This window comes from Micromonospora sp. NPDC051296 (assembly GCF_040682255.1).
In the GTDB taxonomy this organism is placed as follows: domain Bacteria; phylum Actinomycetota; class Actinomycetes; order Mycobacteriales; family Micromonosporaceae; genus Micromonospora; species Micromonospora craterilacus.
The window spans coordinates 1-11,392 of record NZ_JBFBAO010000230.1 but is presented as its reverse complement, the minus strand read 5'-3'; the positions used below and the strand labels follow the sequence as shown (position 1 = coordinate 11,392).

Genomic DNA, 11,392 nt, shown 5'->3' with positions numbered 1-11,392 from the left:
TGGACCAGTGGTGGCGGGAGCGCGGGCTGGCGCGGGAGGGGCGGCTCTGGTTGTTCCGGCTGTACGGCCGGATCGCCGAGACCGGTGAAACCATCCCGGAGGGCGAGCTGGCGGCGGCGTACCACATGCACTCCCTGCACGCCGGGGCGGACGGCGAGTTCGCCGAGGAGCTGCGGTACTCGCAGCGCGCCGAGGCGGCGGCCCGGCAGGCCGGCGACGCCGGCCTACTGGCCCGGGTGCTCGCCGGGCGCGCGGCCCCCCTGGCCGACATGGGGCAGTTCGCCGAGGCGGAGCGGGTCTGCCGGGAGGTCATCGACTGGGCGCACGACCAGGGGGTGGACGCCGAGGCGCTGTTCGCCGTGTCCCGCCTGGCCGAGCTGCTGTGGCGGCGGGGCGCGTTGGACGAGGCGGCGGAGTTGCTCGGCGCGGCGCGGCCGGTCGAGGCGTCCCGGCCGGTCGACCGGGGCCGCCGGTCGGTGGACATGCTGCTCGGCATGGTCGCGCTGGCCCGGGGCGACCTGGTGGCGGCGCACGAACACCTGCTGGCGGCGTTGCGGTCGCGGATGAACCACGGCTTCCACGGGCGGGCCTGCGACACGCTGAACGCGATCGCGGTGCGGTGTGCCGTCGGGGACGCCCCGCTGACCGCCGCCCGGCTTTTCGGCGCGGCGCAGGCGACCCGGGCGGGCCTGCGGTCGACCGCCGGCATCTACGACGCCTACTGGACGGAGCAGCAGACGGCGTTGCGCCGAACACTGGGCGACGCCACCTTCGACGAGGCATACGGGGAGGGTGCCGAGCTGGGCCTGGACGAGGCGGTCGCGCTGGCGCTCGGTGTCGAGCATCCCGACCTGGCCGCCGACTCCGCCCGGTTCGCCGCGCAGGCCGGCCGCACCGCTCCCCGCCAGCCGACCGCAACCGCCGACCGGCACACCGAACACGCCTGACCGGCGTTGCCGGCCTGCCGTTGCGGCATTCCCGGGGGACACCGCTCCCAGCGTGACGGGATGGAGCCGAACGCCCGGCCGGGGAGACCGGCCGAGCGTCCGGCGGGGTGCGACGGTCAGGCGCGGGCGAGGGCCTCGGCCTTCATCTTGGCGGCTCGGTCGATGTCGGACTGCTGGACGGCGGCGACCGATCCGAAGATGCTGACCGCCTGGTAGTAGGTCCAGGCCAGGCTGTAGCAGGCCGGCCGGACGATGGCGTTGTAGGTGGCGCAGACCCGCTTCAGGTCCTCGTAGAAGGCGCTGTCCAGGCGCGACTTGTTGGCGCTGAACTGGCCCATCGCCTTGTAGTTGCGGTAGCCGAAGTCGTGTCGGGCACAGGAGAGGGAAAAGCTGAACCCGAGCGGATTGTCCGGGCTGGACGAGCAGTAGTCGGTGGACCAGTCGAAGTTGTACTCGGCCCACGGGGCCCGGTTCTGCCGGGCCGAGTTCCAGGCGTTGTAGCTGCTGGCGCTGGTCTGGGTCCAGCTGGACAGCACGGACAGCTTCTGTGCCGGGGTGACGGCCGCCGCGGCGGGGGAGGCCACGGCGAGGGCGGTGAGCAGCGCGAATACGCCCGAGGCGAGGAGGGTGGCGAGGCGTCTGGGCACGGTGATACCTCCGCTGGGTGTGCGGTGGAAGGGGGTTACCGGCGAGTCACCGGAGTGCCATCAGTCTCGATCAATGTCTCGGCCGTTGGGTGTAACACCAGAGAAATATTGGTGACCGGTGCTGAAACAGACGAATACCCCGGAGGCCGGAGCGTCCGGGGCATTCGGCTACCTGTTCGTTGGTGAGTGGGTCAGCGGACGAAGCGCGGCGGGCTCGCCGGGCTCTCGTTCGCGCCGCGGTCGAGCGCCGTCACGAAGTAGGTGTACCGCTTGCCCGACTCCGCCGTGGTGTCCAGCCACGACTGGTCGGCGCCCGGGGTCGCCCGCACGCTGCCGACCAGGTGGGTGGCGTCGGCCAGGGCGCAGCCGGTGCTCGCCCTGGTGCCGTCGAGGCGGTAGATCGCGTACGACGTCGCGGTGCCGAACGGCCCGACGCCGCCGGCCGGCTGCCGCCAACCCAGCCGTACCTCTTCGCCGTTCCGTTCGGCGGCGGTGACCACCGGCGGCAACAGCCGCTTCGCCGGCAGGTGCGGCATGGCCGGCACCAGTGCCGGGCGGGAGTAGTGCTCGGCGGCGTAGCTGTCGGTCGCCCCGAGCCGGTTCGCCCGAACCTGCACCGCCGAGAAGTGGACGTTGCCCAGCACCTCCGGGTACGACCGGTTCAGCGTCAGGTGGTCGGACAGTTCGCGCGGGTTCATCCAGTACGACCCGTACGCCGGGTCACCGCTCTTGTAGTCGGCCTGCCCGATGTAGAGCTGCACCCGGGTGCCCCGGACCTGCTCGGCCCACCACGGCACCAGCCGGGCGTAGTCGGCGGCCGGGTACTGGCCGATGTACCAGTAGAGCTGCGGCACCACGTAGTCGATCCACTCTTCCTTGATCCACTTGCGGGTGTCGGCCGAGATGATGTCGTACGACTGGCTGCCAGTGGTGTCCGAGCCGAGCGGGTCGGCGGAGGCGTTGCGCCAGATGCCGAACGGGCTGACGCCGAACTTCACCCACGGCTTGACCCCCTTGATCCGGGTGCCCGTCTCCTGGATCAGCAGGTTGATGTTGTCCCGCCGCCAGTCGGTTTTGTCGGTGAAGCCGCGGTGGTACTGGGCGAAGGTGGCGTCGTCGGGCACCTGGTGGGCGCCGTTGGGATACGGGTAGAAGTAGTCGTCGAAGTGAACGGCGTCGACGTCGTACCGCCGTACCGCGTCGAGCATCGCGGTCTGGACGAACTCGCGTACCGCCGGGATGCCGGGGTTGTAGTAGAGCCGGCTGCCGGCGACGCCGGCCGGCGGGTAGGCGAAGGTCCAGTCCGGGTGCTCCCGGGCCGGGTGGCCCGGCGCGAGCTGGTCGAGGTCGGCGCCGGCCCCTCCCGGAGCCGGCATCGAGACGCGGTACGGGTTGAACCAGGCGTGGAATTCCAGGTTGCGCCGGTGTGCCTCGTCGACCAGGAAGGCGAGCGGGTCCCAGCCGGGGTGCTCGCCGCGGACCCCGGTCAGGTACTCCGACCAGGGCTCGTACGGCGACGGCCAGAACGCGTCGGCGGTCGGGCGGACCTGCACCACCACCGCGTTGTGGTTCAGCCGCTCGGCGAGGTCGAGCAGTTCGCGGTACTCGGCCTGCTGGGCCGCGATCCGATCGGGCGCGGCCTGCGAGCCCTTGCTGGGCCAGTCGATGTTGGTGACGCTGGCGATCCACATGGCCCGGAACTGCCGCTTGGGCACGGCCGGGTCGGTCACGCAGGTGGTGGCGGCCGGGTCGGGTGCGGCGTCGGCCGGTGCGGCGCTGGCGGGGGTGGCGGCGACCAAGGCGCCGAGCAGCGCCGCGGTCAGCCCGGCGGCGCTGAGTCGAGATGCCTTCATGCGGTGTGTCCCTTCGTCGGGGCTCCCGGGGCAGGGGTGATCACGGCGACGCGGCAAGATTCGCCGCTGACTATCTACCGCTGGTAGGAAATTTTCACACCGGGCAGGCTCCGCGCAAGACTTCTGGCTCCGCTCGTCCCTGGTGGCCTACCTGCGCGCCCGCGGGTCGCCCTCGTCCACGCCCGGCCGCAATGGGCCGCTCAGTCGAAGAAGCGGGCCAGGTGGGCGGCCGAAGGCCCGTCGTCGTCGGGTCCGAGCGGAGTGAGATCGGCGAAGATCGACGCGCCGTCGGTGCCGGCGTGCAGCGGATACCAGCGTGGCGTGCCGGGCGGGCGCATCAGGCAGACACCCTTGATGGTCTGCACGTCCAGCAGCCGGACGTGGGTCGGGTCGGCGACCGCGTTCACATGCCCCCACCAGGGGCTCATCGCGTGCAGTACGCCGCCCGGGCGGAGCACCCGGTGGCACTCGTCGAGCAGCGGCAGGAAGTCGATCAGATGCTCGAGGATGTGCACCGCGAACAGCACGTCGACCGAGTCGTCGGCCAACGGCAGCGAGCCGGAGAGATCGGCCACCGCGTCCACGCCCGGCGCCGGAAAGATGTCGAGGCCGAGATTGCCCGGCCACTGCTTGGTGGCGCCGCAGCCGAGGTCCACCACCACCGGGTCGCGCCCGCCGACCCGTACCCGGCACCAGACGCCGAAGACGCCCGCCAACCGGCCCACCCGGTCGCGTACCAGTCGCAGTTGAGCCGGCTCGCCGACCTCGCCGGTGAGATGGGCGACGCCCCGGTCGAAGCGGACCTCGACCGCCAGCGGGCGCAGCCGCTCGTCGTGGCGGACCTGGTCCGCCCACGCCTCGGCGAGATACCCGTCTACCGCCCGCAGCCGCTCGGCCGAGGGCGGAGTGTGTGCCAACGCGACCATCCGGCCACCTCCGGCTCGCCCGTTACCCGGATCGGTGCCCGGTATGCGTCGCTTAGACCGAAAAGCGGGTCAGGACTCGGTGATCCGCCCGGCGTCCACCCGTAGCCGCCGGTCGAGGTGCACCGCGTCCAGCATCCGCCGGTCGTGGGTCACCAGCAGCAGGGTGCCCGGGTAGCTGGCCAGCGCCGACTCCAACTGCTCGATGGCCGGCAGATCGAGGTGGTTGGTCGGCTCGTCCAGCACCAGCAGGTTGACCCCACGGCCCTGCAACAGCGCCAGCGCGGCCCGGGTCCGCTCGCCCGGCGAGAGGGTCGCGGCCGGCCGCAGCACGTGCTGCGCGCGCAGGCCGAACTTGGCCAGCAGCGTCCGCGCGTCCGCCGGCGACAGGTCCGGTACGGCGGCCTGGAAGGCGTCCAGCAGCGGTACGTCGCCGAGGAACAGTCCTCGGGCCTGGTCCACCTCGCCGACCACCACCCCGGGGCCGAGCGCGGCCTGGCCGGCGTCCAGCGGCAGCCGGCCGAGCAGGGCGGCCAGCAGGGTCGACTTGCCCGACCCGTTCGCCCCGGTCACCGCCACCCGGTCGGCCCAGTCGATCTGGAGGTTCACCGGGCCGAGGGTGAAGTCGCCGCGGCGTACCACGGCATTGCGGAGGGTGGCCACGACGGCGCCGGCGCGGGGCGCGGCGGCGATCTCCATCCGCAGCTCCCACTCCTTGCGTGGCTCCTCGACCACCTCCAGCCGTTCGATCAGCCGCTCGGTCTGCCGGGCCTTCGCCGCCTGCTTCTCGGTCGACTCGGACCGGAACTTGCGGCCCACCTTGTCGTTGTCGGTGGCCTTACGGCGGGCGTTCCGGACGCCCTTCTCCATCCAGGCCCGCTGCGTCCGGGCCCGCGTCTCCAGCGCCGCTCTGGTGTCGGCGTACTCCTCGTAGTCGGCGTGCGCCTGGCGGCGCGCCACCTCCCGCTCCTCCAGGTACGCGCCGTAGCCACCACCGAACTGGTTGACCTGCCCCTGGTGCAGGTCCAGCTCCAGCACCCGGGTCACCGTCCGAGCCAGGAACTCCCGGTCGTGGCTGACCAGCACCGTGCCGGCCCGCAGCCCGGTGACGAAGCGCTCCAGCCGGTCCAGGCCGGCGAGGTCCAGGTCGTTGGTGGGCTCGTCGAGCAGGAAGACGTCGTACCGGCTGAGTAGCAGCGAGGCCAGCCCCGCGCGGGCCGCCTGGCCGCCGGAGAGCCCGGTCATCTCCTGGTCGAGATCGACGCCGAGCCCCAGCTCGGCGGCCACCTCCTCGGCCCGCTCGTCCAGGTCGGCGCCGCCCAGGCCGAGCCAGCTCTCCAGCGCGGTGGCGTAGGCGTCGTCCGCACCGGGTGCGCCGGCCGTCAGGGCCTCGGTCGCCGCGTCGAGGGCGGCCTGCGCGCCGGCCACGCCGGTGCGCCGGGCCAGGAACGCGCGGACCGTCTCGCCGGGGCGCCGGTCCGGCTCCTGCGGCAGGTGCCCGACGCTCGCGCCGGGCGGGCTCACCGTGACGCCGCCGGCCTCGACCGGGAGCAACCCGGCGAGGGTACGCAGCAGCGTCGACTTGCCCGCCCCGTTCACCCCGACCAGGCCGACCACGTCGCCGGGCGCGACCACCAGGTCCAGCCCGGTGAACAGGGTCCGGTCCCCGTGCCCGGCGGCAAGGTCCTTGGCGATCAGCGTGGCGCTCACAAGCAGTCGAGCCTACCCGCGCGATCGTGCCCCCTGGCGGAGTGGTTGGCGTGGTCAGCCATGCCGGGCGTGGGGGCACGAGGCAGACTCACGGTCGTGCTGACCACTCTGGCGATCGACTGCGGGGGCGGCGGGATCAAGGCGTCCGTGCTCGACGGCGCGGGCACGATGCGGGCCCGACCGCTGCGGGTGCCCACGCCGTACCCCCTGCCGCCGGAGTTGTTTGTCCAGACCCTGCTCGATCTCGGCGGCCGGTTGCCGGCGGCGGACCGGGTGACGGTGGGGATGCCGGGCATGATCCGGCACGGCGTGGTGGTCGCCACCCCGCACTACGTGACCCGCTCGGGCCCGCGCAGCCGGGTCGACCCGGAGCTGCTCGCCCAGTGGTCCGGGTACGACGCCCGCACCGCCCTCGCCATGGCGTTCGGGCTGCCGACCCTGGTGCTCAACGACGCCGAGGTGCACGGTGCCGGGGTGGTCGCGGGCACCGGCTGCGAGCTGGTGCTGACCCTCGGCACCGGGCTGGGCAGCGCGCTCTTCGACGGCGGGGTGCTCGCCCCGCACCTGGAGCTGTCGCACGCCCCGGTGCGCTGGGGCACCACCTACGACACGTACGTCGGCGAGCCGGAGCGCCGCCGGCTGGGCGACGCGTTCTGGTCCCGGCGGATCCGCCAGGTGGTGGAGGGGCTGCGCCCGGTGTTCCGCTGGGACCGGCTCTACCTGGGCGGCGGCAACTCGCGGTTGATCCGCCCCGAGCAGCTCGCCCGGATGGGCGACGACGTCGTGGTCGTCCCCAACAGCGCCGGCATAGTAGGCGGCGTCCGCGCCTGGGACCTCGCCGCTGTGTAAGGAAGGGCACCTTATTAACGCCTGGGGTAGAGGAAGGGCCCCCTATTAACAGCCCCGCCGTATGCCGAGCGTGGGCGGGCCGGGAGAGCGCGCGGGAACAGTCGCGGTCCGGTCGGTGTTGTGCGAGCGTCGGGTGCAGTGGTGCGACACGGAGGGGGTGGGCGGAATGGATCTTCTGGCTGAGTACCGGCGGGCGAACCTGTTCTTCGAGGCGGGCGACCCGACCAGTGCGGCCCGGCTGCTCGAACCGATCGTCGAGGCCGAGCCGGACAACGCCGCCGTACGGCAGCTGCTGGCCCGGGCGTACTTCCAGTCGGCCCAGCTCACTCGGGCCGAGGAGCAGTTGCGGGAGCTGGTCGACCGCAACCCCAGCGACCACTACGCCCACCACGTGCTGGGCCGGACGCTGGAGCGACTGAACCGGCACACGGACGCCCTGCGGCACCTGCGCATCGCGGCGGCCATGCACTCCTCGAACAACGACTACACGACGGCCCTGCGCCGGGTGGAGACCCGGGTCGGCGTCGGCCGCTGACGCGGCGGCGCGCAGCGCACAGCACATGGACGAGGGGGCGGCCCGGACGGGCCGCCCCCTCGTCGTCTGCGGACCCGGCGGCCCGCCTGCCTACGATGGCCGCATGGGAGCCGACCGGACGGTGGACGCGGCATGAAGCTGAAGCTGGACCTGCACGACATCTTCAACAAGGGCCACGACATCGACCGGGCGCTGCGCGGAATCATGGACGAGGCGGTGGCGAAGAAGGCCACCCTCGTCGAGATCATCCCCGGCAAGGGCTCCGGCCAGCTCAAGAAGCGGGTGCTGCGCTTCCTGGACCAGAAGGACGTCAAGCAGCTCTACCACCGCGTCGAGAAGGACTCGAAAAACTTCGGCCGCCTCTTCGTCCACTTCCGCTGGAAGTAGCCCCGGAACTCTCCGCCGATCTTGCACTTTCGGTCGCCTGTTTGGGCGGTAGGTGCCTTTTGCGGGGACGACAAGTGCAAGATCGGCGAGCTGAGGGGGAGTTAGAGGGGGTAGGTGCGGGCTACGGCGAGCATCTCGGAGGTGTGGGAGCCGGCGATGCCGACGTCGGGTGGGCGGGGGCGGAAGCCGGGCAGCTTGTCGAGGCCGTCGCTGGCGTCCATCGCGCGCAGGGCGATCTGTGCCGCCTTCGGCTCGACGGTCAGCGTGATCTCGATTCCCTCGGTGGGCGGGGCGTGGAAGACCACGCCGAAACCCCACCGGCCTTCGCGTACCTCGACCGGTACCGGCCGACCCGCCACCTGGGCGCTGCGCACCGTCGCGGTGGACGTGTCGACGTGCAGGGTGGCCAGGCGTACCTGGCGTTGCGGGGTGAGCCGCAGCCGCAGGGTGCGTTCGCCGGCGGTGGTGGTGTCGGCGAGCACGTCGAGCCGGGGTGCCGGCAGGGTGGCGGCCTGGGCTGGGCCGCCGAGCAGTTCGTCGCGGCCGATGCCGGGGAAGTCGTCGGCGACGGAGATCTTCCCGTCCACGTATCCGTCGGTCCAGGGCTGTGGGGCGGACTCGTGACTGAGCCAGCGGGCCTGGCCGGTGCCGGCGTCCAGCGCGTACATCAGGTGGGTGGGCGCGGGGTGGGCGGCGTCGAACCGGTCGACGGCGAGCCCGACCCCGGCCAACACCACCGCCGCCAGCGCGGCGGCGCCGGTCGGCAGGGCGCCGAGCCGGCGGGCCCGCACCGCCACCATGCCCCGCTGGCCGCCGGCCTCCGGGTGCAGCAGGTCCACCACCGGCAGGGCGGCCAGCCCGAGCAGCACCGCGAAGAGCGCCGCGACGCCGCCCATCGCCATGCCCAGCGCCGGGAAGAGCAGCACCACGGTCGGCAGCAGGACGACCACCGCCACCGCGCCGGCTAGGGTCACCGCGATCACCGGTAGCGGGCCGTCGAGGCGGGTGGTCACCGCCACCAGCCCGGCGATGGCGCCGGCCAGGGCCGGCAGGGTCGCCAGGTACGCCCCGCCGGGCACCAGGATCGCGAGCAGTACGCCGAGCAGCGCCAGCCAGCCCAGCCCACCGATGGCCAGCGCGGCCGGGCCGACCCGGCGGCGGGTCAGCGCGTACCAGGCGAACAGGACCGCGGCGGCCAGCGCCAGCACGGCCAGCCGGTACCAGGTCGGCCGGTACGGGTCGAGCAACTCGGCGTAGCCCGGCCGGATGGCGGTGACCGCCGCCCAGAGCACCTGGGCGCCGACCGGGGCGACCACGATCGGCACCAGGGTCAGCGCGAACCCGGCGGCCAGCCGGCCACCGGTGACGCGGCCCCGCCGCCGGGCCAGCCAGCCGAGGACGACCACGCCGGCCAGCGCCAGCAGCGCCAACGGCAGCACGAGCCAACCGGGATAGCGGGCCAGACCGCCGGGGATCGGAAAGTAGGTGGCATCGTGGCCGGCGCGCAGGTCGCCCAGGTCGATCCGGCCGAACTCGCGGGCGAGGCCCAGCGCGTTGTCGCCGTGGTGCTGGAGGCTGGCCCGGTCCATCGAGGCCGGGGTGTCCAGCGGGGTGTGGTAGATCGCCCCGCCGTCGAGGTACGCCGAGTTCAGCCCGACGAACCCTTCGTCGAGGAAGGCGGTGAAGTCGGTGTCGTTGGGCAGCGCGCGGTAGACCTCCACCGCGAACGAGGTGCCCACCGGGTGCGGCGCGGCGCGGCCGAACACGTCGACCAGCGCGGCGTTCTCCGGCGAGGTCTCGAACATGATCACCGGCCCGGTACGGCCGCGCGCCTCCAGGTTGAGCACCACTCCCTTACCGGCGGCCAGCGGATGGTCGGCGGCGAACGCGGAGGCCCCGCACAGGCACGCCTCCTCGGCGTCGGTGAGCACGAACACGACGTCGTTGCGGGGCCGGGGGCCGTTGGTCAGCGCGCGGGCCACCTCCAGGATGGTGGCGACGCCGGCGCCGTCGTCGTTGCCGCCCGGGCCGGTCTGCACCGCGTCGTAGTGGGCGACCAGGAAGACCGTGCCGGTGGGCTCGGTGCCGGACAGCCGGGCCACCACGTTGCGGACCCGGGCCAGGGTGGTGCCGCCCGCCGCGCCGCTGAGCTGGCCGGCCTCCTCGGCGACGGTGTCCTGCACCTCGGTCTCCAGGCCGAGGCCGCGCAGTACGGCCTCCAGGTGGGCGCGGACCGCGTCGTTGGCCGGGCTGCCGGCGACGTGCGTACGCCCGGCGACGTGCTGGACGTGCGGGTACGCGCGACCGGCGCTGAACTCTCCGGCGGGCGCGTCGGCTGGCCGTGGCGCCGGCGGGCGCAGGTCGAGCAGCGCGCCCGCGCCGACCGCGAGGAGCGCGACGAGCGCTGCCAGCGCGGCGAGGGGGCGTCGGGGCGGCCGGCAGAAGGCGCGGTCGGCGGCGGGGCTGGGGGATGCGCCCACGGTGGCTCCTTGGGGGTGGGACCTGGGGTGCACATCATCCTCCATGTCGGCTCAGGGCACCCCGGTGTGTTGTGTGCGAACGTTGTCTAATACAGGATCAGCAGGGCACTCGGAAGGAGCCCGACATCACCAGCGATCTCCCGCCCGTCGCGGCGGCGACCCGGCCGCACCGGGGGGCCGGTCTCACCGGTCCCTCCGTCGTGTCGTGGCCGTACCCGCAGGGAGGGCTGGGTGGCAATCCCAACCTGCCGCCCGGCGAGCGGCTGCGGGTGCTGCTGGTCGAGGACGACGAGGGCGATGCGTTCCTCGTCGGTGAGCTGCTGGCCGAGACGAATTCGGCGATCGAGCTGTTGGTCGCCACCAGCCTGAGCGAGGCCCGCCAGCGGATCGCCGGCGTGGACTGCGTCCTGCTCGACCTGGGTCTGCCCGACGCCCAGGGGCTGGACGGCCTACGGCGGGTGCTGGAGATGTCCGGCAGCGCGGCGGTCTGCGTGCTGACCGGCCGCTCCGACGAGCACCTGGGCGTCGTGGCGGTCGCCGAGGGTGCGCAGGACTATCTGGTCAAGGGCCAGGTGGACGGGGTGTTGCTGACCCGGGCGCTGCGTTACGCGGTGGAGCGCAAGCGGGCCGACGAGAATGCCCGCCGGCTGCGCGAGGTGGAGCTGCGGCAGGCCGAGTCGGCGCGGTTGGAGCGCGGCCTGCTGCCCCAGCCGCTGATGTCGACCGAGCAGATCGCGGTGCACACCTTCTACCGGCCGGGCCGGCACGCCGCCCTGATCGGCGGGGACTTCTACGACGTGGTGCAGACCCGCCCCGACCGGGTCGACCTGATCGTCGGCGACGTGTGCGGGCACGGGGTGGACGAGGCGGCGCTCGGCGTCGAGCTGCGGGTGGCCTGGCGGGCGTTGGTCCTCGCCGGGGTGCCGGACGACGAGGTGCTGCCCGCGCTGGAGCAGGTGTTGATGAGTGAGCGCCGGCTTCAGGAGATCTTCGCGACCGTCGCGACGGTCCGGCTGGATCTCGGCGCCAACCGGGCGACCGTGCGGTTGGCCGGTCACCCG

The 11,392-nt window shown here is 73.2% G+C and carries 9 protein-coding genes and 1 pseudogene; 5 read left to right on the top strand and 5 right to left on the bottom strand.

Going from position 1 to position 11,392, the window contains the following annotated elements; genetic code table 11:
• Positions 1-947: pseudogene (locus AB0M52_RS22360) on the top strand (adenylate/guanylate cyclase domain-containing protein); the annotation flags it as partial.
• A 116-nt stretch (positions 948-1,063) separates the two neighbouring features.
• Here AB0M52_RS22360 and AB0M52_RS22355 read toward each other — a convergent pair.
• The 4 genes from AB0M52_RS22355 to AB0M52_RS22340 all read right to left on the bottom strand — a co-directional run bounded on the left by AB0M52_RS22355 (position 1,064) and on the right by AB0M52_RS22340 (position 6,080).
• Positions 1,064-1,594, bottom strand: coding sequence for a phospholipase (locus tag AB0M52_RS22355; RefSeq protein WP_363956806.1), 531 nt, complete (start codon positions 1,592-1,594; stop codon positions 1,064-1,066).
• A gap of 191 nt (positions 1,595-1,785) precedes the next feature.
• Positions 1,786-3,447 carry a family 10 glycosylhydrolase gene (locus tag AB0M52_RS22350; protein ID WP_363956804.1) on the bottom strand — a complete coding sequence of 554 codons (1,662 nt, stop codon included), beginning with the start codon at positions 3,445-3,447 and terminating at the stop codon, positions 1,786-1,788.
• A 200-nt stretch (positions 3,448-3,647) separates the two neighbouring features.
• A complete protein-coding gene (locus AB0M52_RS22345; protein WP_363956801.1) occupies positions 3,648-4,373 on the bottom strand; it encodes a methyltransferase domain-containing protein in 726 nt (241 codons plus the stop codon).
• A 69-nt stretch (positions 4,374-4,442) separates the two neighbouring features.
• Positions 4,443-6,080 carry an ABC-F family ATP-binding cassette domain-containing protein gene (locus tag AB0M52_RS22340; protein ID WP_363956798.1) on the bottom strand — a complete coding sequence of 546 codons (1,638 nt, stop codon included), beginning with the start codon at positions 6,078-6,080 and terminating at the stop codon, positions 4,443-4,445.
• Between the two features lie 96 nt (positions 6,081-6,176).
• Between AB0M52_RS22340 and AB0M52_RS22335 the strand changes: the two genes are divergently transcribed.
• The 3 genes from AB0M52_RS22335 (at position 6,177) to AB0M52_RS22325 (ending at position 7,851) form a co-directional block, all read left to right on the top strand.
• On the top strand, positions 6,177-6,929 hold the full coding sequence (locus tag AB0M52_RS22335; RefSeq protein ID WP_363956796.1) for an ROK family protein: 753 nt from the start codon (positions 6,177-6,179) through the stop codon (positions 6,927-6,929).
• Positions 6,930-7,095: 166 nt separating this feature from the next.
• Positions 7,096-7,464 carry a tetratricopeptide repeat protein gene (locus AB0M52_RS22330; RefSeq protein WP_363956794.1) on the top strand — a complete coding sequence of 123 codons (369 nt, stop codon included), beginning with the start codon at positions 7,096-7,098 and terminating at the stop codon, positions 7,462-7,464.
• Between the two features lie 132 nt (positions 7,465-7,596).
• Positions 7,597-7,851 (top strand): Smr/MutS family protein, encoded by a 255-nt coding sequence (locus tag AB0M52_RS22325; protein WP_013736060.1) that lies wholly within the window; start codon positions 7,597-7,599, stop codon positions 7,849-7,851.
• A 101-nt stretch (positions 7,852-7,952) separates the two neighbouring features.
• On the opposite strand, the gene AB0M52_RS22320 is transcribed toward AB0M52_RS22325, so the two are convergent.
• Positions 7,953-10,331 carry a M28 family peptidase gene (locus AB0M52_RS22320; protein ID WP_363956792.1) on the bottom strand — a complete coding sequence of 793 codons (2,379 nt, stop codon included), beginning with the start codon at positions 10,329-10,331 and terminating at the stop codon, positions 7,953-7,955.
• Positions 10,332-10,531: 200 nt separating this feature from the next.
• Between AB0M52_RS22320 and AB0M52_RS22315 the strand changes: the two genes are divergently transcribed.
• Positions 10,532-11,392 (top strand): response regulator (locus tag AB0M52_RS22315; protein ID WP_363956789.1); only part of this gene is annotated, 861 nt, incomplete at its 3' end.